This window comes from Helcobacillus massiliensis (genome assembly GCF_014191425.1).
Taxonomy (GTDB): Bacteria; Actinomycetota; Actinomycetes; order Actinomycetales; family Dermabacteraceae; genus Helcobacillus; species Helcobacillus massiliensis.
In genome coordinates this window covers 790,154-811,345 of the sequence record NZ_JACHWP010000001.1, presented here as the reverse complement: position 1 = coordinate 811,345, position 21,192 = coordinate 790,154, and the positions used below count along the sequence as shown (strand labels likewise).

Below are 21,192 nucleotides of genomic sequence, written 5' to 3'. Positions count from 1 at the left end.
TGATCAGCTGATCAGTGCGGCGATGGGATCAGAGGTCGTAGTAGAGCTCGAACTCCAGCGGGTGGGGGATCAGGCGGAACGGCTCGATCTCGTTCTCCCGCTTGTACGCGATCCACGTTTCGATGAGGTCTGCGGGGAACACATCACCCTCGGTGAGGAAGTCGTGGTCCTTCTCCAGGGCGTCCAGGGCGCCGCTGAGGGACTCGGGCAGCTTCGCGATCGCCTCGTGCTCCTCCGGCGGCAGCTCGTACAGGTCCTTGTCGATCGGCTCCGGCGGCTCAATGCGGTTGCGGATGCCGTCGATGCCGGCCATCAGCTGCGCTGCGAACGCCAGGTACGGGTTGGCCGACGGGTCCGGGGCGCGGAACTCCAGGCGCTTCGCCTTCGGGGACGAACCGGTGACTGGGATGCGGATAGCAGCGGATCGGTTGCGGGCGGAGTACACCATGTTGACCGGTGCTTCAAAGCCGGGCACGAGGCGCTTGAACGAGTTCACGGTCGGGTTGGTGAACGCGGTCAGGGCCTGCGCGTGCTCGATGAGACCGCCGATGTACCAGCGCGCAATATCGGACAGGCCGCCGTAGCCGCGCTCGTCGTAGAACAGCGGTTCGCCGTCCTTCCACAGGGACTGGTGGCAGTGCATACCGGACCCGGCGTCACCGTACAGCGGCTTCGGCATGAAGGTGACGGTGCGGCCGGCTTCCCAGGCGACGTTGCGGACCACGTACTTGAACTTCATGACGTCGTCAGCGGCCTGCTGCAGCGTGGAGAAGCGGTAGTTGATCTCCTGCTGGCCGGCGGTGCCGACCTCGTGGTGGGCGCGCTCCACTTCCAGGCCGGTTTCGTCCAGGACACGGCAGATCTCGTCGCGGAGGTCAGCGAGCTGATCCACGGGCGGGACTGGGAAGTAGCCGCCGTTGACGCGAGTCTTGTAGCCCTGGTTGCCGCCCTCTTCGATGCGGTCGGAGTTCCAGGCGGCTTCATCCGAGTCGATCTCGTAGAAGGAGCTGTTGATGCCGGTCTTGTACCGGATGTCGTCGAAGATGTAGAACTCGGCTTCGGCGGCGAAGAACGCGGTGTCGGCGATGCCGGTGGACTTCAGGTACTCCTCGGCCTTCGCCGCAACCGTCCGGGGGTCACGGGAGTACGGCTCATCGGTGAACGGGTCAACGATGGAGAAGTTGATGATCAGAGTCTTCTGATCGCGGAACGGGTCGATGTAGGCGGTCTCGAGGTCCGGGATCAGCTTCATATCGGACTCGTGGATCGCCTGGAAGCCGCGGATGGATGAGCCGTCGAACAGCTGCCCGGTCTCAATGGCTTCGAGGTCGAACGACTTCGCGGGCAGATTGAAATGCTGCATCACACCGGGGAGGTCGATGAAGCGGACGTCGACGAACTTGACGTCCTCCTCTTCGATGTAACGGACGGCTTCTTCCGGGCTGCTGAACACTCTGTTCCTCCAATTCGCACGTGGTCGCGCGGTCTGCCAGCACCTGTGAGGGGTGCATGTCCCTCCCATCCTAAACGGCGACCCGAGAGTTGAATCGGATCTGACCACCGCGTATCTTTCGGATGTGATCGAGAGAAAAGACCTGGGGACCTGGCTGGAGGGCGCACCGACTGACCCCGACTACCGCCCCGGTTCCCGGTACGGCGTGCCCGCCGATGGTCCCGGCTCCCCAGCGCGTCTCGGCATCCGCTTCACCTCCTGGATCATCGACGCCCTGGTCTCCGCCGGTGGCGCCTATCTCGCGTTCGGCCCCACCAACTGGGGGTCCACCGCCGTGTTCCTCGCGATCAATCTGCTGATGCTGCCCCTGTTCGGCGCCACGATCGGCCAGTTCTTCTGCGGCCTGCGCCTCATGCCCGTCAGCGGCCGCTCGCCAATGGTGCTGCGGGCCCTCATCCGCACCCTGCTGATGGCGCTGCTGATCCCCCTGGTCATTCAGGGCAGGGACCGTCAGCTCGGTCACGATATGGCCGCCGGCGTGCTGGTGATCCGCGCCACCTCCTGATCCCGTCCGCCCCGCCTGCAGACTCCGTCGTCCCCCCCCTCACCCCGCGGCACTCTGAGAACGGAGAACGGGCCCGCAGGGAGCATCTCCCCACGGGCCCGTCACCGTCATCACCGCCGCAGCGGCGCGACCAATGCGATCAGCGGCCGCGCATCGCGCGACGGTTCGGGCGCGCACGCATCGGATCCACACCCTTCGGCACAGCCTGGCGGATCGGGTTCGGCATCGCCTGCAGGCGGCGCGAGACCTCACCGGCCTCATGCTTCGTCAGGGTCGGCTTCATGCGCTGCATGTACGTCGCCAGCTTCGGCAGCGGGATCTCGTCCTCACCGCGCCCCACGTGGATGCCGTGCACCGGAACATTCGGGAAGAGCCGCTCCATGCGGGAGACCTCCTTGCCCATCAGCTTGCGGGCCGGACCGTTCGATCCGGACACCACCAGGGCGATGCCGGGACGACCGGAGGCGCGGAACAGCATGGTGTGGCCGCGCGGCTCCAACGCCGCCGGGTCCCGTTCCACGTTCCAACCGCGGCGAATGGACTGCATAGCGGCGAGCTCGGCGCCCTGCTGGCCCTCGATCTTCGCGTAGGCGGCGCGTTCAGCGCGACGACCCAGGATGAACAGGGCCGCGATCAGACCGAACGCCAGGCCGATGAACGCGCCGTAGATCGGTGCATCGAGGATCAGCCACAGCAGGAGGGAGAACAGCACGATGCAGCCGATGAGGGCGCCGAGCATCCACGGCAGTGTGCTCGGGTCCTCCCGCTGCGTCTGCTTGTACGCCTCGAAGATCTGCTTCATGCGGCCGGGCTTCTTGCCGGGCGCGGTATCGGGGGATGGGGATGCGGCGGCCGAACCGCCGCGGGTCTTCTTCTTCGCCATGTCCTTCTTCGCTCAGGTCGCTTCGGGAGGGGTCAGCGGCCGGAGGCGGCGTCAGCTGCGCGGCGAGCAGCACGGCGAGCCTCGAGGGCGGCGTGCCGCTCCTCGCGCTCCTTCATGCGCTCCACCACGGCTTCGGCCTCCTGGGTCGCAGGGGTCGAGGTGTCCAGGTGCTTCAGCTCCTCCGGGATCGGACGGCCGAGCTTGTTCATGGCCTCCGCCCAGAGACGACCCGCACGGTACGAGGAGCGGACCATCGGGCCGGCCATAACGGCGAGGAAGCCGATCTCGTACGCCTTCTTCGACAGGTCCACGAACTCCATCGGCTTCACCCACCGGTCGATCGGGTGGTGCAGCTTCGAGGGGCGCAGGTACTGGGTGATGGTGAGGATGTCGGTGCCGGCATCGTGCAGCGCCTGCATCGACTCGATGATCTCCTCGGTGGTCTCGCCCATGCCGAGGATCAGGTTGGACTTGGTGATCATGCCGGCGTCCTTGCCCTGCCGCAGCACATCGAGGCTGCGCTCGTAGCGGAACGCGGGGCGGATCTGCTTGAAGATCCGCGGCACGGTCTCGAGGTTGTGGGCGAACACTTCGGGCTTGGCCTCGAAGACCTTCTGCAGTGCCCCGGCGTCACCCTTGATGTCGTCGATCAGCAGCTCAACGCCCGTGCCGGGGTTGAGCTTGTGGATCTGCTTGCAGGTCTCGGCGAACAGCCCGGCGGCGCCGTCGGAGAGGTCGTCGCGCGCCACACCGGTGATGGTGGAGTAGCGCAGGCCCATGTCCTTGACCTGCATCGCGACCTTGAACGGCTCCGCGGGGTCCACGGGCATCGGCTTGCCGGTGGCGATGTCGCAGAAGTCGCAGCGGCGCGTGCAGGTGTCACCGCCGATGAGGAAGGTCGCCTCGCGGTCCTCCCAGCATTCGAAGATGTTCGGGCAGCCCGCTTCTTCGCAGACCGTGTGCAGACCCTGGCCGTGCACCCGCTGCTTCATCGCAGCGTACTCGGGGCCCATCTTCGCGGTGGTCTTGATCCAGCTCGGTTTGCGCTCGATCGGAGTTTCCGCATTGCGAGCTTCCACTCGACGCAGCTTCCGTCCTTCAGATGCGACCGTCACGCCTCAGCCTCCTTGAATTGGGTTCGGCCCAGTCTATCGAGGGGCCCCGCGTTTGCCCGGAACGGGGTGATGCAGGGAACTCAGTCCAGGCCCTTGTTCGCTTCGAGCTGACGCATCTGCTCCTCGACCGCGTGGATCACGTCAGCTGGTCGGATGGTGCACCCGGTCTCCACGCTGAGGCTCGTCACCCCGGCGTCGTCGATCCCGCAGGGGATGACGTTGTGGGACCAGGAGAGGTCGTTCGCGCAGTTCAGGGCGAACCCGTGCATGGTGGCGCGCTTGGACACGCGCAGCCCGATGGCGCACACCTTGCGGTCCATGCCGAGCGGGTCGGGCACCCACACACCGGAACGGCCCTCGATGGGCACGGTGTTCACACCGACCTGGTCGCACACCGCCATGATCGCCTCTTCGATGCCGCGGACGAATCCGACCACATCGATCGGCGGGGGCAGCTTCACGATGGGGTAGCCGACGAGCTGCTCGGGTCCGTGCCACGTGATCTTGCCGCCGCGGTCCACATCCACCACGGGCGCTCCGTCCTGGGGGCGCTCCTCGTCGATGGTGCGCTTGCCGGCGGTGTACACCGGCTGGTGCTCCAGCAGCAGCAGCGTGTTGGGGCGCTCACCGCCGACGACTTCGGCGTGGATGCGGCGCTGCAGATCCCACGCGGCTCGGTATTCGACGGGACCGGGCGGCAGCCCCCACTGCTCGTGGGTGGAGTCCAGTCCTGAATCCTCGGAGAAGCCGACGCGAATGATCTCAAGCACGCCCTCCACCCTACGCCACCGCGGGTGGGCCGCCGCCTCCCGGTTATCCACAATGTAGTGGTCCTCGCGCCACAGGGGCCGTCTGGGGTGTGCGATGGGCTCATGGGACGTCTATCTGCCGCGGGCCTGGACCCGCACACACTGACCGAGATCGATGACGGACGCGAGGTCTGGGCCGCTCGCACAGCCGTCGGCCAGGAGGTGACCGTGGTGCGCGCCCGCACTCTGCGGGCCGCGCTGCGGGTGCGTCGGGAGCGGGCACTGATCCGCTCGCTGAAGGCCGACGGGGTCCGTGCCGCGCCTGAGCTGCTGAGCGGCGGAGTGCTCCACTATGCGGTGGAGACGGGGGAGGTGCTGCGCCGCTCCCGGGGACGGCGGACCCAGAGCCGCGCCGCGGGTGCGCCCCGGGCCGCGGAGGCAGAGGCAGCGGTCCGGCGGGACCTCGAGCAGCTGTGCGAAGCGCTGAACGCGCGGGAGCTGGCCCTGGGGCACCGTCCGGGTGCGGGCCTGCTGCTGCGGTCCGACGGGTCCGCGCTCGTCACTGACTTCTCATCCCTGCGGGAGGCGACGTTCGCGGCGCACCGGGCGGATGTGCGATGGATCGAGTCGGTGATGGGCGGCGGGGAGGTGCCGGCCTCGATCATGCGCCGCCAGGCGAAGGCGACCCTGGTGCAGACTCCGCGCCGTGCCCGTCCCGCAGTGAGGATCGCCCTCTCATCGGCTGCCGCGACCGTGGTGCTCGCCGCTGTCGTCGCGGGCGGTGTGCTGACGGGCGGCGGCGTTCCCATCGCCGGTGTGCTCCAGCAGACGGGCGCTGATCTGTCCGCGGGAGCGGGGCGCCACGATGCCTCGGACGGTGCCGAAAAGGCAGGGTCCGGCGTGGCGGTGCCGCTGCAGGCGGACAACGGGGCGGGAGCGACGTCGCCGGATTCGCGGAGCGGGCCCGGGGCTGACACGGCGCCCAGCGGGGCCCAGCAGATGAGCGGTGACCCGGTGCAGGCCGTCAGTGCGCTGGCCGATGCCCGCCGTGACTACGTGATCGGTGCAGCGGGGGAGAACGCGGCCGTGGTCGAGGGATCACCGGCCGCGGTGGACGATGCCCGCCTGCGGCAGCGGTTCGCAGTGTTCCGTGTGGATGGCGGGGTCACCACGGTGCACGAGGTGCAGGTTCTGGAGCGCGATGATCAGCGGTGCCGGATCCGGGCGCGGATCAGTGACAGCCCGATGACGCTGACCGATGAGAAGGGCCGTCAGCGGCAGGTGCCGGCGGGGGCGGAGCGGACCGTCGTGATGGAGCTGGCACGGGAGCCCGACGGGTGGCGGATCGTCAGCGTCCGCGCCGATGAGCAGGAGAGCAGCGCGGCCGCCGGGGATACTGTCGCGGCTCGCTCCGCAACCGGCAGACGCTGAATCCAGCAAGGGACAGGGAAAGGGGCGGCCGCTCACCCGGTGGGTGAGGGACCGCCCCGTTGCACTGCTGGGTCAGCGGGCGTGGATCAGAGTCCGAGCTCGCTGCCGAACGCGCCTTCTTCCAGTCGCGCCTTCATGTGGGTGAGGAAGCGTGCAGCGTCCGCACCGTCCACGAGGCGGTGGTCGTAGGAGAGGAACAGGTACATCATCGAACGGATCGCGATGGTGTCGTTGCCGTCCTGGTCCTTGACCACGGCGGGACGCTTCACGATCGTGCCGCAGCCGAGGATGCCGACCTGCGGGTTCGGGACGATCGGGGTGTCCCAGAGGGCGCCGCCGGATCCCGTGTTGGTGATGGTGAAGGTCGCGCCCTGGAGGTCGTCCGGGCCGAGCTTGTTGTTCTTCGCCTTGCCGCCGAGCTCACCGATCTGGCGTGCGAGACCGGCGAGGTTGAGGTCACCGGCGTTCTTGATGACGGGGACCACGAGACCGCGCTCGGTGTCCGCAGCCATGCCGATGTTCTCGCTGCCGTGGTACTTGATCATGCCGTCCTGGATCTCGGCGTTGATGACCGGGTAGGTCTTCAGCGCTTCGACAGCGGCCTGCATGATGAACGGCAGGAAGGTCAGCTTCGCACCCTCGCGGGCAGCGAACTGGTCCTTCGCCTGGCTGCGCAGAGCGGCGATGCGGGTCATGTCAACCTCGACCGCGGTGGTGAGCTGCGCCTGCGTGTGCAGGGACTCCACCATGCGCTCAGCGACGATCTTGCGCAGACGCGTCATCTTCTGCTCGGTGCCGCGCAGCGGCGACACCTCGACCGGGGCGGACGGCTTCGCAGCAGCGGGGGCAGCGTGCTGCTGACCTGCGGACGGAGCCGAGGGCGCCTCAGCGGCCTGCTTCTGCTTCTCGGCGGCGTCCTTCACATCCTGCTTGCGGATGCGGCCACCCACGCCGGTGCCGGTGACCTGGGAGAGGTCAACACCGGAATCTTTGGCGAGCTTGCGAACGATCGGGGTGACGTACGCCGTCGCGTTGGAGGAGCCGGTGAGCGACGAGTCAGCAGTGGCGGAGGCCTCAGCCTTCTGCTCCTGCTTCTCGTCCTTCGCGGGCTTCTCCTCAGCAGCCGGCTCGGAGGCCGCCTTCTGGGCGTCGCCCTTGTCGGAGGCGTCAGCGGACTTCTCCTCCTGCTTCGCCGGTGCGGGCTTCTCAGAGGAACCACCGGATGCGGCACCGGACCCGATGACGGCGATGACGGCGCCGATCTCGGCCTCTTCATCCTCCTTCACGCGGATCTCCTGGAGAACACCCGCCACGGGGGAGGGGATCTCGGTATCGACCTTGTCGGTGGAGACCTCGAGGAGCGGTTCGTCGACCTCGACCTCATCGCCGACGTCCTTCAGCCAGCGGGTGACGGTGCCTTCGGTGACGGACTCGCCGAGGGCCGGCATGGTGACCTCTTCGCCCTCACCGGAGCCGCCGGAGGACTCTGCGGGTGCATCGTCCTCGGACGCGGCGTCGTCGTCCACATCATCGGCGCTGTCGTCAGCGTCGTCGGCTGCGGGCTCCTGCGAGGCCTCATCCGCGGCGGAGTCGTCCTCGGACTTCTCCGCGTCGGAGGATGCACCGTCGCCGCTGCCGATGACAGCGAGATCGGCGCCGACCTCGGCGTCCTCGTCCTCAGCAACGAGGATCTCTTCGAGCACGCCGGCGACCGGTGACGGGATCTCGGTGTCGACCTTGTCGGTGGAGACTTCGAGGAGCGGCTCGTCGACCTCGACGGTGTCGCCGACGTCCTTCAGCCAGCGGGTGACGGTGCCCTCAGTGACGGATTCACCGAGAGCCGGCATCTGTACTTTTTCTGACATTGTCAGTTCCTCTGCTGTCGACTGGTGGATCAGGCGTGGGAGTGCAGCGGCTTGCCGGCCAGTGCCAGCGCAGCCTCGCCGAGCGACTCGTTCTGGGTCGGGTGGGCGTGGATGAGGGAGGCGACATCCTCCGGCATGGCCTCCCAGGACACGATGAGCTGAGCCTCACCGATCTGCTCGGACATGCGGGCGCCGAGCATGTGGACGCCGACGATCGGGCCGTCCTTCTCGCGCACGAGCTTCACGAAGCCCTGCGTGCCGAGGATCTGGGACTTGCCGTTGCCGCCGAGGTTGTACTCGTAGCTCTCGACCTTGTCCTCGCCGAACTTCTCCTTCGCCTGCTTCTCGGTGAGGCCGACGGAACCGACGTTCGGCTCGCAGTAGGTGACGCGCGGGATGTGCGCCTCGTTGATCGGCTCCGGGTTCAGGCCGGCGATCTGCTCGGCCACGAAGATGCCCTGCTGGAAGCCGCGGTGGGCGAGCTGCAGGCCCGGGACGATGTCGCCGACGGCGTAGATGCCCTTGACGTTGGTCTCCAGGGTCTCCTTGTTCGCGAGCACGAAGCCGCGATCCATCTCGATGCCCTGCTCCTCGTAGCCCATGTCCTTGGTGTTCGGGCCGCGGCCCACTGCAACGAGGAGGTAGTCGCCCTCGAACTCGGTGCCGTCGGCGAGGGTGACCTTGACGCCGTCCTCGGTCTGCTCGGCCTTCTCGAAGAAGATGCCGAGTGAGTACTTGATCTTGCGGCGCTTGAAGGCGCGCTCCAGACCCTTGGAGAGGGCCTCGTCCTCGTTGGCGACCAGGTTCGGCAGGCCCTCCACGATCGTGACGCTCTCAGCGCCGAGGGACTTCCACACGGAGGCGAACTCGACGCCGATGACGCCGCCGCCGAGGATGATCGGGTTCTTCGGAACCTCGGGCAGCTGGAGCGCCATCTCGGAGTCGATGATGCGGCCGCCGAGCTCGAGGCCCGGGAGGGTCTTCGAGAAGGAGCCGGAGGCGAGGACGATGTTCTCGCCGGTCAGGATGGTGGTGCCGTTCTCGCCGGTCACCTCGACGGTGTTCTTGCCGGTGAGGCGGCCGAAGCCTTCGACGTACTCGATGTCGCCGGAGCCGACCAGGCCCTGCAGACCCTTGTACAGGCGGCTGATGGTGCGGTCCTTGAAGGACAGCATCTTGTCAACGTCGATGTTGTTGAGGGTGAGGTCGATGCCCAGGGCTCGGGCATCGGCGGGCGCCTCGGCCATCTCGGCCACGTGCAGAAGCGTCTTGGTGGGGACACAGCCGCGGTGCAGGCAGGTGCCGCCCAGCTTGTCCTTCTCGACGAGGGCAACGGACTTGCCCAGCTGAGCGGCGCGCAGAGCTGCGGAGTAGCCGCCGCTGCCGCCTCCCACAATCACAATGTCGAACTTCTGGTCAGTGGAGTTATCAGCCACGTTCAAGCTCCCTAGCTCACTCGATGGTCGTGCTCGGCGCCGACCGGAAATGGCCGGGCGGCGATGCTCACGCCGAGCGCGCTCGCGCTCAGCGATGATGCCTCCCATGCTATTGCACTGCGGCGCAACATTCCTCCAGCTCGCCGCCCGGCGGGAACTGAGGGCCCGGCGGGTGGCCGGGATCATGGACGGCACGGGCCCGTGGGCATGCAGAGCATAGGCCCGCGGGCACGAAGAAGGCCGACGGGCCCGTTCGTGCGAGGGTCCCGTCGGCCTTCCCGGTCAGTCAGGTCAGCTCACGGCTGCGCCTGGTGGAGTGCAGCGCTGCTCAGCGGCTGGTGTCCTCCAGCACGGCGAGCATGGTGCGCAGGCTCTGGCCGGTGCCGCCGCGGGTGGTGTAGCCGTACGGCTTCTGGGTGAAGCCGGTCGGGGCGATGTCCAGGTGCGCCCACGGCAGACCGTCGGTGAACTCCTGCAGGAACACTCCGGCGCTCAGCGTGCCGCCCGGGCGCTCACCGATGTTGGAGAGGTCGGCGACGCGGCCGTTCAGGGTCTCGCGCAGCTCCTCCGGGAACGGCAGCGGCCAGAACGCTTCGCCGGCGCGCTTGGACGCGGCCCACAGTTCGTCACGCGCATCCTCGGTGCCCATGACGGCAGCGGTGCGGGAGCCGAGGGCGACCACGGCCGCACCGGTCAGGGTGGCGACGTCGATCAGCAGATCCGGCTTCTCAGCAGCGGCGTCCACGAGCGCGTCGGCCATGACCATGCGGCCCTCAGCGTCCGTGTTCAGCACCTCGACGGTCATGCCGTTGCGCATGGTGACCACGTCGCCGGGGCGCTGAGCGCCGCCGCCCGGCATGTTCTCGGCGAGGGCGAGGAAGCCGGTCACGGCGATCGGCAGCTCCAGCTTCGCCGCGGTCAGAACGGTGTGCAGCGTGGTGGCTGCACCCGCCATGTCCGAGGTCATCTCGTCCATGCTGGCGCCCGGCTTCAGAGAGATGCCGCCGGTGTCGAACGTGATGCCCTTGCCGACGATCGAGACGTGACGGGTGGCCTTCTTCGGCACGTAGGTCAGCTTCACGAGACGGGGCTTGCGGGTGGAGCCCTGACCCACGCCCATGATGCCGCCGTAGCCGCCGGCGAGGAGCTTCTTCTCATCCAGGATCTCCACGCCGACGCCGACCTTCTTCGCGGCCTTCGCGGCGATGTCCGCGAACGCCTCCGGGAACAGCAGATTCGGCGGGGTGTTCACCAGATCGCGCACCGCGTGCACGTGCTCGGCGACGGTCATCGCGCGGTCCAGACGCGCGGACAGCTCCGTGGACGGCTTCGAGACGGTGACGACTTCGAACGACTCGACCGGGGTCGACTTCTTCGCGGACTCAGCGGTCTTGTGCTCGATGTAGTTGTAGGAGCCGAGGGCGAAGCCCTCAGCAGCGGCGACGACCTGATCGTCGGAGCCGCCGGGGAATGCGATGGCGGCGGACTTCACGCCGGTGAGGGCGCGGGCGGCGGAACCGAAGGCCTCGCGGATGTGCTCATCGGTGACATCGGCGAGATCGGAGGAGCCCAGGCCCACGAGGAGCACGGACTGGGCCTTCAGACCATTGACGGCGGGCAGGCGGGTGGTGGCGCCCTTGGCGCCGGAAGCGCGGACAGCGCTGACCGCGGAGCTCAGCTTCGGGAGGCCGACGGGGGTCGCATCCGCATCCTTCTCGCCGGCGAGAAGGGGGAGGACCAGAACCTCGGCAGTGACGGACTCAACCTTAGTGGCAGTGATTTTCATATCTGTCATATCCTCATCGTAGGCCAGCCGGCACGCCGCCGCCCGCAGAACATGCGAGCAGAATCCACCGCCGCCGCATGGCCGTACCGATTTGCAGCAGAAGGGACACGATGAGCGCACTGATCATCGCGACGTACATCATCGGCGTCGGAGTCGGAGCGCTCGGCCTTCTCTACGTGGTCAAGGACCTCGCCGCGGACCTCATCCTCCTCGGCGCCCAGCTGCTCGTGCTGCTGGTGTGGATCGCCCTCGTGGTGGGGGCCCTGCTGAAGGCGGCATCCGTCGGCGGCCCCACCGATGCCATCACCTTCTGGGGCTACGCCCTCACCGGCCTCACCCTCCCCATCGCCGGGCTCTACCTCGGGTTCCTGGAGCGCTCACGCTGGGGGGCGCTCACGATCGCGATCGCGTCGCTGACGATGACGGTGCTCGCCGCCCGCCTTCCGCAGATCTGGGCCGGAGGGTTCGCATGAGCGGCCGCACCGGGATCCGCCGCGATGCCGAGCACACGGATCGCACAGGTGCCGAGCAGGGCCGCGGCTTCCGCGTGGTCATCATGCTCGCCTACTTCATCTTCGCGATCTCCGCGACCGCCCGGTCCCTCGTGCAGATCCTCACCGAATTCGACCAGGCGCCTGTCGCGTTCGTGCTCTCCCTGCTCGCCGCCGTCACCTACATCGTCCTCGCCGTCCTCGTCTCGCGCCCCCGCGTGCCCATCACCGCCGCCCTCACGGTGGTCGGGATCGAACTGGCGGGCGTCATCGGCGTCGGACTGCTCAGCATTGCGGTGCCCGCCCTGTTCCCGCGCCCCTCGGTCTGGTCCCACTTCGGATCCGGCTACGGCTATGTGCCGCTCGTGCTGCCGATCATCGCCGGGATCTACCTGCTGCACCAGCGCCGGCGAGGAGTCAAGCACGCCGCGTAGACTTGAGGGGTGAGCATCTACCCCCTTGTCTTCTCCCAGGTCCTCAGCCGCTTCGACCCCGAGCGGGTCCACCATCTGACGATCAGCGCCCTCGGCCTCGCGCACCGCCTCCCAGGCGGCCCCGCGGTCCTGCGCCGCCTGTTCAGCGCCCGCGGAGCCGAGAAGAGCCGCACGGTCGCCGGCATCGACTTCCCCGGCGCGTTCGGCCTCGCCGCCGGGTTCGACAAGAACGCTCAGGTCCCGCTCGCACTGCTCGATCTCGGGTTCACCCATGTGGAGATCGGCACCGTCACCGCGCGCCCCCAGGACGGCAACGACACGCCGCGCCTGTTCCGCCTCGTGAAGGACCGCGCCGTCATCAACCGGATGGGGTTCAACAATGAGGGCGCCGTCGCCGTCGCCGACCGTCTGCGCCGCATCCGTTCCACCGACGCGGGCCGCCGCGCCGTCATCGGCGTCAACATCGGCAAGAACAAGACCACCGCACTGGAGGACGCCGCCGCTGACTACGCCATGAGCGCGCGCCTGCTGTCCCCCTACGCCAGCTATCTGACGATCAACGTCTCCTCCCCGAACACTCCGAACCTGCGCGCTCTGCAGGCCGTGGACGAACTGCGGCCGATCCTCTCCTCCGTCCGGGAGCACACGGAGAACACCGCTGTCAACGGCCGACGGGTTCCGCTGTTCGTCAAGATCGCCCCGGATCTCCACGACGACGACGTCGTCGCGGTGGCCCGCCTCGCCCTGGAGCTCGGCCTCGACGGCATCATCGCCACGAACACCACCATCGAGCGCCCCGATGCCCTCGCCGAACCGCGCTCGCGCATCGAGCAGATCGGTGCGGGCGGACTCTCCGGCCCGATCCTCCGCACCCGCTCCCTGGAGGTGCTGGACCTGCTGGTCGCGAACCGCACGGGGGTGGGGGCCGACGGGGCCCAGCGCAGCCTGGCGCTGATCTCCGCCGGCGGCGTCCGCACCGCCGAGGACGTCATCGAACGGCTCGAGCGCGGCGCCGACCTCGTGCAGGGCTTCACCTCCATGATCTACGAGGGCCCGTCGTGGCCGGGCCGCATCGCCGCTGAGGTGGCGCGCCGCCGTGAGTGACGACGATCTGTTCTCCCTGGCCGGTGACGCGCCCGCCCCGAAGACCCTCGGGGACCGCAACACCGACCATCGGGCGCCGCTCGCCGCGCGCATGCGTCCCCGCAGCATCGATGAGATCGTGGGGCAGGAGGAAGCGCTCAGCGAGGGCTCACCTCTGCACCGGCTGCTCAGCGACGACGACTCGCGCACCGCGCCCTCCTCCCTCATCCTCTGGGGGCCGCCCGGCACGGGGAAGACGACCATCGCCTACGCCGTCGCCCAGTCCGGCGACCGTGAATTCGTGGAGGTCTCAGCCGTCCTCGCGGGGGTCAAGGACATCCGCACCGTCGTCGACGCCGCCCGCAGTCGGCTGCGCACCACCGGGCGCGAAACCGTCCTCTTCGTGGACGAGGTGCACCGCTTCTCCAAATCCCAGCAGGACGCGCTGCTGCCGTCGGTGGAGAACCGCTGGGTCACCCTGATCGCCGCCACCACCGAGAACCCGTACTTCTCGATCATCTCCCCGCTGCTCAGCCGCTCCATCGTGCTCACCCTCAGCTCGCTGACACCCGCACACGTGGACCAGCTGATCGACCGCGCCCTGAGCGATGAGCGCGGCCTCGGCGGCGAGGTCGAGCTCAGCGATGAGGCCCGCGCTCAGCTGCTGCGGCTCGCCGGCGGCGACGCGCGCAAGGCCCTCACCTCCCTCGAAGCCGCCGCCTCCAGCGCACTGCGCTCCACGGACCGCACCATCACCCCCGACGTGCTGTCCCAGGCGATCAACCAGGCGATGCTGTCCTACGACAAGACCGGGGATCAGCACTACGACGTCGCCTCCGCGTTCATCAAGTCGATGCGCGGCAGCGACGTGGACGCCTCCCTGCACTACCTGGCGCGCATGATCGAATCCGGTGAGGACCCCCGGTTCATCGCCCGCCGCGTGGTCATCGCCGCCAGTGAAGAGGTGGGGATGGCGGACCCCAGTGCCCTGCAGGTGGCTGTCGCCGCCATGCAGGCGGTGCAGATGATCGGCATGCCCGAGGGCCGCATCCCGCTCGCGCAGGCCGTGGTCCACATTGCGACCGCGCCGAAGTCCAACGCCTCCTACGCTGCGATCAACAAGGCGATCGCCGATGTCCGCGCCGGCAAGGGGCGCGGCGTCCCTGCGCACCTGCGCGACTCCCACTACAAAGGGGCCGAAGACCTCGGCCACGGTGAGGACTACGTCTACGCCCACAGTGAGCCGCGGGGCGTCGCCGCACAGCAGTACGCGCCCGATGACCTCGTGGGCGTGGACTACTACGAGCCCACGGACCGGGGGAGGGAGGCCTCCGTCGGCCGTTCCCTCCATGTGCTGCGGCAGATCACCCGCGGCCACCGCCCCCACGGTGACTGAACGCACAGGCGAAACCGGCGTGAGGCGCGCCGAAACCGTTGAACGGCAGGGGGTGGGCCGCGTAGGATCGACTCTTGAATCCGCGGCTGCCTAATGGATTCATCGCATCGAAATTGAGGTAACTCTGTGACCAGTGTCACCAAGGCGCGTCGTACCGCGCGACTTTCCCGTGCTCTCGGGCTCGCTCTGACCCCGAAGGCCGTGAAGTACTTCGAGAAGCGCCCGTACCCGCCGGGCCAGCACGGTCGTGCTCGTCGTTCCAACTCGGACTACGCAGTGCGTCTGACCGAGAAGCAGCGTCTGCGCGCGCAGTACCAGCTTCGTGAGAAGCAGCTGCACCGCGCATATGTCGAGGCCAAGAAGCTCCCCGGTCTGACCGGTGAGTCGATGGTGGAGCTGCTCGAGATGCGTCTGGACGCTCTCGTGCTGCGTGCAGGCTTCGCCCGCACCATCCTCCAGGCCCGTCAGGCCGTCACCCACCGCCACGTCCTCGTGGACGGTCAGCTCGTCGACCGCCCGTCCTTCCGCGTGAAGCCGGGCCAGACGATCCAGATCGCCCCCAAGGCTCAGACCTACGAGACCTATCAGGCTGCCGCCGAAGGCGGGAACAGCGATGTCGCCGCTTCGGTGCCGTCGTACCTGTCGGTGGAGCTCGAGGAGCTGAAGGCGAAGCTCGTCTCGCGCCCCAAGCGTGCTGACGTTCCCGTGACCTGCGACGTCGCTCTCGTCGTCGAGTACTACGCTCGCTGATCAATCTGTGCTGGCACCGTCACGGTGCATAGGCAACCTGAAGCGGCCCCGCCCGGGCACTGCACGTACACTGGGCCGGGGCCGCTTCTCGCATTCCGCCCCCATCCTTCCCGCCGCCCCGACACACCGGGCTGACGCCCCATGAAAGGACCGACAGATGCAGACGTCTGAGGTGCACCGCCGCTGGCTCGACTTCTTCGAGAAGAAGGGCCACACGATCGTGCCGAGCGCGTCGCTCGTGTCCTCCGACCCGTCGATCCTCTTCACGATCGCGGGCATGGTGCCCTTCATCCCGTACATCCTCGGTTCTGAGACCCCGCCGTACTCCACCGCTGCCAGCGTCCAGAAGTGCATCCGCACCAACGACATCGAGAACGTCGGCAAGACCACCCGCCACGGCACCTTCTTCCAGATGGCGGGCAACTTCTCCTTCGGCGACTACTTCAAGGACGGCGCCATCCGCATGGCCTGGGAGCTGCTGACCACCTCCCAGGACGACGGCGGCTACGGTCTCGAACCCGACCGGATCTGGGTCACCATCTGGGAAGAGGACGACGAGGCCCGCACCTCCCTCGTGGACGGCATCGGCTTCCCCGAGGAGCGCATCGTGCTGCTGCCCCGGGAGGAGATCTTCTGGGACACCGGCCAGCCCGGCCCCGCCGGCCCCTGCGCCGAATTCCACTACGACCGCGGCCCCGAATTCGGGCCCGACGCCCCCACTGGCCGTGTCAGTGAATGGCCCGGCGACGAGCGCTCCGAGGACCGCTACATCGAGATCTGGAACCTCGTGTTCGACCAGTTCCTCCGCGGTGAGGGACAGGGCAAGGACTACCCCCTGATCCGCGAGCTCGACCAGAAGGCCATCGACACCGGCCTCGGCGTGGAGCGGCTCGCGTACATCCTGCAGGGCAAGAACAACATGTACGAGATCGACCAGGTGTTCCCCCTGATCGAGAAGGCGGAGGAGCTGTCCGGCCGCACCTACGGCGAGGATGAGGAGGCGGACGTGCGCATGCGCGTGGTCGCCGACCATGTCCGCTCCGCCATGATGCTCGCCTCCGACGGCGTCCGCCCCGGCAACGAAGGGCGCGGCTACGTGATGCGCCGCCTCATCCGCCGCGCCGTCCGCTCCATGCGACTGCTCGGCTACGACAAGCCGGCCCTGCGCGAACTGCTGCCCGTGGCGCGCGACGCCATGGCGGCCGGCTACCCCGAACTCATCACCGATGACGCCCGCATCAGCGAGATCCTCTTCACCGAAGAGGACACCTTCCGTCGCACCCTCGTGCACGGCACCCAGATCTTCGACCAGGTCGCCGGCGACCTGAAGAAGTCCGGATCCACCGTGCTGCCCGGCGACGAGGCCTTCACCCTGCACGACACCTACGGATTCCCGTTCGACCTCACCATGGAGATGGCCGCAGAGGCCGGTCTCAAGGTGGACGAGGCCGGGTTCCGCACCGCGATGCAGGAGCAGCGCGAACGCGCCCGTGCCGACGCCCAGGCGAAGAAGGGCGGCCACACCGACACCTCCGTGTTCCGCGAGATCCTCGGTGAGAAGGGCACCACCCGCTTCGTCGGCTACACCGACGCCACCAGTGACGTCACCGTCGGCTCGGTCCTCCAGGACGGTCATCTCGTGGACTCCGCCGACGCCCCCGCGGACGTCGAGATCGTTCTGGACGTCACCCCGTTCTACGCCGAAGCCGGCGGCCAGCTCGCCGACCAGGGCACCATCAGTCTCGCCGGCGGCGGCATCGTGGAGATCGACGACGTCCAGGCTCCCGTGAAGGGACTGTCCGTGCACCGCGGCCGCCTCGTGGAAGGCAGCGTCCGCGCGGGGGAGAGCGGCGTCGCCGCCATCGACACCGACCGGCGCGGCGCCATCGCCCGAGCCCACACTGCAACGCACATGGTGCACGAGGCGCTGCGCGAAGAGCTCGGCGACACCGCCACTCAGGCCGGCTCTGAGAACTCCCCGGGCCGCATGCGCTTCGACTTCCGCTGGAACAGCCAGGTTCCGCAGTCCTCCCTCGCCCAGATCGAAGGCGTGGTCAACGAGAAGCTGCAGCAGAACATGGACGTCACCGATCAGCAGATGTCGCTCGATGAGGCGAAGGCCCTCGGCGCGCAGGCTCTGTTCGGTGAGAAGTACGGGGACGTGGTCCGCGTCGTCTCCATCGGCGGCGACTGGTCCCGCGAGCTCTGCGGCGGCACCCACGTGGCCGGCACCGGCTCCATCGGCACCGTTCAGCTGGTGTCCGAAGCCTCCATCGGCTCCGGTGTCCGTCGCGTTGACGCCCTCGTCGGCCTCAACGCGTACCAGCACCACTCCAAGGAGCACGCGATGGTCTCGCAGCTCGCGGAGATCCTGAAGGTGAACCGGGCCGACATCCCGGAGCGCGTCCGCTCCCTCACCCAGCGCATCAAGGAGATGGAGAAGAACCTCCAGACCCTCCGCGGCCAGCAGCTGCAGGCCGAAGCGGCGCGACTGGTGGAGAGCGCCCAGGACATCAACGGCGTGCGCGTGCTGACCCATGACGCCGGCACCGGCGTCAACGGCGGCGATGTCCGCACGCTCGTCACCGACCTGCGCGCCCGTCTGGGCGACGGGGCGCCCGCCGTCATCGCCGTCACCGGTGAATCCGACGGCAAGGTCGCGCTCGTGGTCGCGACGAACCCGTCGGCCCGCGATCTCGGCATCTCCGCCGGCGCCCTCCTGAAGGACGCCGCTCAGGCGATGGGCGGCCGCGGCGGCGGCAAACCCGACATGGCGCAGGGCGGCGGCGGTGAGCCCGCCAAGGCTCCGCACGCGCTGGAGTCCATTGCGTCGGCACTGCGCAGCCGGACCTGACATGACCTCCGAGCGATTCATCCGCATCGGAATCGACGTCGGCGACGTCCGGGTCGGCTGCGCCCGCAGCGACCTCGACGGCCTCATCGCCACCCCCGTCGAGACGTTCCAGCGTCCCACGGCGGCGGCGAAGATCGCCGAGCTCTGCATCCGGGATGAGGCGCGACGGGTCATGATCGGCCTGCCGCGATCCCTCAACGGCAGCGAGGGGGCTGCCGCTGACAAGGCCCGCCGGTTCGCCGACGAGCTCCACTCAGCCCTCGGCGACACAGCCGAGAGCGTCGACATCCGGTTCATCGACGAGCGACTGACCACCGTCAGTGCGCACCAGGCGCTGCGCTCCTCGGGCCGGAAGACGAAGCAGCACCGCTCCGTAGTGGACCAGGTGGCCGCAGTGATGATTCTGCAGACCGCTCTGGATCAGGAGCGCTCCACCGGTCGCGCGGCCGGCATCCCCCTGAACTGACCCTGTCCCAAGGAGGCGCCCAGTGGCCCACGACAGCTTCGACGACCTGTTCGAATCCCCAGACGAACCCGGCAACGACGGCGGGCCCCGCGGCCGCCGCGCTGCTCGTCGGGGCAACGACAAGCCATCCGGCATCCAGCGCTGTCTCCCCCTGCTGCTGGTGGTGCTGGTGCTCGCCGGCCTCGGCCTCGGCGCCTACGAGGGCTACAAGTGGGTGACCGGTCACCGCATCGAACAGGAAGCGGACGACTACACCGGTTCCGGCAGCGGCGAAGCCGTCATCACGGTGGAGGATGGCGACACCGGCACCGACATCGCCAAGAAGATGGTTGAGAAGGACGTCATCAAGTCCACGGGCCCGTTCGTCACCCTGTTCGCCAACGAACCGAAGGCCGCTTCGATCCACCCGGGCCAGTACAAGCTGAAGAAGCAGATGTCCTCCTCGGCGGCGCTGGATGCGCTGCTGGATCCGCAGAGCGCCGCCGGGGTGCGCGTCACCATTCCGGAAGGCTCGCCGAACAAGGTGGTGTTCAAGACCCTCTCGAAGCAGACCGGCATCCCCGTGGCGGAGTTCGAGAAGGCGGCGAAGGACTACACCGCCCTCGGCATTCCTGAGAACAAGGCGAAGAGCGCCGAAGGCTACCTGTGGCCCGGCACTTACACCTTCTCCGACGACGCTGATGCGAAGGAGATCCTCACGGAGATGGCCGGGCGCATGCAGTCGAAGATGGAGGAGAAGGGCATCCCGGCCAAGAAGCAGCACGACGTCCTCACCCGCGCCTCCATCGTGGAGCGCGAAGCGCGCAGCGACGAGGACTTCGGCAAGGTGGCCCGCACCATCGACAACCGCCTCAAGGGAGTCGGCGAAGCCGGCGGCACTCCGATGGCGCTGCAGGTGGACTCCACGGTCGCTTACGCGGTGGGCGATGTGCGCAAGGGCTACTCGACCACGCCGAAGGAGCGCGCGATCGACTCCCCGTACAACACGTACAAGCACAAGGGGCTGCCGATCGGACCGATCTCCAACCCTGGCGACAGGTCCATCGACGCTGTGCTGAATCCTCCGAAGGGCGACTGGCTGTACTGGGTGACCGTCAACACCGATACGGGTGAGACGAAGTTCGCCACCACCAATGCCGAGCACGAGAAGTACGTGAAGGAATGGCGGGAGTGGGCCAAGAACAAGTGACGCGGCGCTTCTGCGTGATCGGTGATCCGATCGATCACTCGCTCTCCCCGGCTCTGCACACCGCCGCCTATGCGGCTCTCGGTGTGCAGGATGCGCGGTACGAGAAGGTGAGGGTGCCCGCCGACGGGTTCGAGCATGCGCTGAGCACCGGCCTGCAGGCGTTCACCGGCATTTCGGTGACCATGCCGCACAAGCGGTCGGCGTTCCTTGCAGCACTCGCCCATGATCGCGCCTCCCAGGATCTGGGCATCGCCAACACGCTGATCTCGTTGCCCACGTCGCCGGGTGCTGAGCGGCGGTGGGCCGCATTCAACACCGATGTGCACGGCATCGCCCAGTCGTTCCGCGACGCCGGTGTTGGGGATCCGGCCAGCGCGGCGATCCTCGGCTCCGGCGCGACCGCCCTTTCTGCCCTCGCGGCGATGCACGAGCTCGGCGCGGAGGACGTCACGCTGCTGGCGCGGAGTGCGCAGAAGCTGGTGCCGCTCGTGGAGTTCGCTGACGCGCGCGGATTGACCGTGCGCACCGGGACGCTTGCGGATGCGCCGCGTCTCCTCGGCGCGGACGCAGTGATCAGCGCGCTGGCGGAGCCGGGAGCGCGGGCATTGGCGTCGGTGCTGGAGGCTGCCCCGTCGGCCCCTCAGCGCGCCGGGGCGTTCCTCGACGTCCTCTACCACCCGCTGCCGACGGTCCTCGACGGTCTGGTCCCGGCGGACGTCACCATGGACGGCCGGGCGATGCTGGCGAGGCAGGCGATGCGGCAGGTGGAGCTGATGCTCGGGGTGGAGCAGGCGCCGGCGGAGGCTATGGAAGCAGCAGTGTTCGCAGCAGTGCGCTGAGCCCGAGTGCGGCGCCGGCGCACGCACATGCCCAGAGGGCACTGGCGAGGGTGCCGATGATGAACAGTTCGCCGATCGCGGGTTCGTCCTGGGCTCGCAGTTCGGGGTAGCGGCCGAGGCCCTTGATGGCGAGGACGAATCCGATGCCCACGGGGAAGCCGGCGACGATGCAGGCGTAGATGCCGAGGCGCTCCAGGGTGCCGATCCAGCGGCCGCCGGGCAGGTCCCGTTCGCGGCTCAGGAGATCCCGTGGGGCCGACGGGGGAGTGCTGGTGGTGATGCGGGAGAGCAGCCGGCGGACGATGAGGTTGCCGAGGAGGGTGGCCGCGCCGAACGCGGCGATCAGCAGCGCGTGGATGAGGGCTGACATCTCACCGTCCATGAAGGTAATCTCGTACTATGGCAAA

Annotated in this window: 19 protein-coding genes; 11 read left to right on the top strand and 8 right to left on the bottom strand. The window is 68.2% G+C overall.

Annotated elements, in window-relative coordinates; genetic code table 11:
- Positions 1 to 28 precede the first annotated feature (28 nt).
- The gene (glnA, locus tag FHX50_RS03730; protein WP_183374571.1) at positions 29 to 1,453 is read right to left on the bottom strand and encodes a type I glutamate--ammonia ligase; all 1,425 of its coding nucleotides are present in this window, start codon (positions 1,451 to 1,453) and stop codon (positions 29 to 31) included.
- 124 nt (positions 1,454 to 1,577) lie between these two features.
- Between glnA and FHX50_RS03725 the strand changes: the two genes are divergently transcribed.
- Positions 1,578 to 2,018, top strand: a complete 441-nt coding sequence (locus FHX50_RS03725; protein ID WP_183374569.1) for an RDD family protein — start codon at positions 1,578 to 1,580, stop codon at positions 2,016 to 2,018.
- A 139-nt stretch (positions 2,019 to 2,157) separates the two neighbouring features.
- Here FHX50_RS03725 and FHX50_RS03720 read toward each other — a convergent pair whose 3' ends face one another.
- The 3 genes from FHX50_RS03720 to lipB all read right to left on the bottom strand — a co-directional run bounded on the left by FHX50_RS03720 (position 2,158) and on the right by lipB (position 4,786).
- On the bottom strand, positions 2,158 to 2,901 hold the full coding sequence (locus FHX50_RS03720) for a DUF4191 domain-containing protein (protein WP_183374567.1): 744 nt from the start codon (positions 2,899 to 2,901) through the stop codon (positions 2,158 to 2,160).
- Positions 2,902 to 2,933: 32 nt separating this feature from the next.
- Positions 2,934 to 4,016, bottom strand: coding sequence for a lipoyl synthase (gene lipA, locus FHX50_RS03715; RefSeq protein WP_183374565.1), 1,083 nt, complete (start codon positions 4,014 to 4,016; stop codon positions 2,934 to 2,936).
- Positions 4,017 to 4,096: 80 nt separating this feature from the next.
- A complete protein-coding gene (lipB, locus tag FHX50_RS03710; RefSeq protein WP_183374563.1) occupies positions 4,097 to 4,786 on the bottom strand; it encodes a lipoyl(octanoyl) transferase LipB in 690 nt (229 codons plus the stop codon).
- A gap of 102 nt (positions 4,787 to 4,888) precedes the next feature.
- Between lipB and FHX50_RS03705 the strand changes: the two genes are divergently transcribed.
- A complete protein-coding gene (locus FHX50_RS03705) occupies positions 4,889 to 6,196 on the top strand; it encodes a hypothetical protein (RefSeq protein ID WP_183374561.1) in 1,308 nt (435 codons plus the stop codon).
- Positions 6,197 to 6,282: 86 nt separating this feature from the next.
- Here the strand turns inward: FHX50_RS03705 and sucB are convergent, their stop codons facing one another.
- The 3 genes from sucB to FHX50_RS03690 form a co-directional block, all read right to left on the bottom strand.
- On the bottom strand, positions 6,283 to 8,061 hold the full coding sequence (gene sucB / locus FHX50_RS03700) for a 2-oxoglutarate dehydrogenase, E2 component, dihydrolipoamide succinyltransferase (protein ID WP_183374559.1): 1,779 nt from the start codon (positions 8,059 to 8,061) through the stop codon (positions 6,283 to 6,285).
- Positions 8,062 to 8,090: 29 nt separating this feature from the next.
- Complete coding sequence (lpdA, locus tag FHX50_RS03695; RefSeq protein ID WP_183374557.1) at positions 8,091 to 9,497, bottom strand: dihydrolipoyl dehydrogenase; 1,407 nt, start codon at positions 9,495 to 9,497, stop codon at positions 8,091 to 8,093.
- A gap of 328 nt (positions 9,498 to 9,825) precedes the next feature.
- On the bottom strand, positions 9,826 to 11,292 hold the full coding sequence (locus tag FHX50_RS03690) for a leucyl aminopeptidase (protein ID WP_183374555.1): 1,467 nt from the start codon (positions 11,290 to 11,292) through the stop codon (positions 9,826 to 9,828).
- Between the two features lie 101 nt (positions 11,293 to 11,393).
- On the opposite strand from FHX50_RS03690, the gene FHX50_RS03685 reads away from it, so the two are divergent.
- From FHX50_RS03685 to FHX50_RS03645, 9 genes are all read left to right on the top strand, one after another.
- A complete protein-coding gene (locus FHX50_RS03685) occupies positions 11,394 to 11,756 on the top strand; it encodes a hypothetical protein (RefSeq protein ID WP_183374553.1) in 363 nt (120 codons plus the stop codon).
- Complete coding sequence (locus FHX50_RS03680) at positions 11,753 to 12,208, top strand: hypothetical protein (RefSeq protein WP_183374551.1); 456 nt, start codon at positions 11,753 to 11,755, stop codon at positions 12,206 to 12,208. The genes FHX50_RS03685 and FHX50_RS03680 overlap by 4 nt, the downstream gene beginning before the upstream one ends.
- Positions 12,209 to 12,217: 9 nt before the next feature.
- The gene (locus tag FHX50_RS03675) at positions 12,218 to 13,312 is read left to right on the top strand and encodes a quinone-dependent dihydroorotate dehydrogenase (RefSeq protein WP_183374549.1); all 1,095 of its coding nucleotides are present in this window, start codon (positions 12,218 to 12,220) and stop codon (positions 13,310 to 13,312) included.
- A complete protein-coding gene (locus FHX50_RS03670; RefSeq protein WP_183374547.1) occupies positions 13,305 to 14,687 on the top strand; it encodes a replication-associated recombination protein A in 1,383 nt (460 codons plus the stop codon). The genes FHX50_RS03675 and FHX50_RS03670 overlap by 8 nt, the downstream gene beginning before the upstream one ends.
- A gap of 126 nt (positions 14,688 to 14,813) precedes the next feature.
- Complete coding sequence (gene rpsD, locus FHX50_RS03665; protein ID WP_183374545.1) at positions 14,814 to 15,437, top strand: 30S ribosomal protein S4; 624 nt, start codon at positions 14,814 to 14,816, stop codon at positions 15,435 to 15,437.
- Between the two features lie 157 nt (positions 15,438 to 15,594).
- A complete protein-coding gene (gene alaS / locus FHX50_RS03660; RefSeq protein ID WP_183374538.1) occupies positions 15,595 to 18,291 on the top strand; it encodes an alanine--tRNA ligase in 2,697 nt (898 codons plus the stop codon).
- Position 18,292: 1 nt separating this feature from the next.
- Complete coding sequence (ruvX, locus tag FHX50_RS03655) at positions 18,293 to 18,757, top strand: Holliday junction resolvase RuvX (protein WP_183374536.1); 465 nt, start codon at positions 18,293 to 18,295, stop codon at positions 18,755 to 18,757.
- A gap of 22 nt (positions 18,758 to 18,779) precedes the next feature.
- The gene (gene mltG, locus FHX50_RS03650; protein ID WP_183374534.1) at positions 18,780 to 19,946 is read left to right on the top strand and encodes an endolytic transglycosylase MltG; all 1,167 of its coding nucleotides are present in this window, start codon (positions 18,780 to 18,782) and stop codon (positions 19,944 to 19,946) included.
- Entirely contained in the window at positions 19,928 to 20,785 is an 858-nt protein-coding gene (locus FHX50_RS03645; RefSeq protein ID WP_239375808.1) for a shikimate dehydrogenase family protein, read from the top strand. Before mltG ends, FHX50_RS03645 begins: the two co-directional genes overlap by 19 nt.
- On the opposite strand, the gene FHX50_RS03640 is transcribed toward FHX50_RS03645, so the two are convergent.
- On the bottom strand, positions 20,751 to 21,155 hold the full coding sequence (locus tag FHX50_RS03640) for a hypothetical protein (RefSeq protein ID WP_239375809.1): 405 nt from the start codon (positions 21,153 to 21,155) through the stop codon (positions 20,751 to 20,753). The genes FHX50_RS03645 and FHX50_RS03640 overlap by 35 nt on opposite strands.
- Between the last annotated feature and the right edge of the window lie 37 nt (positions 21,156 to 21,192).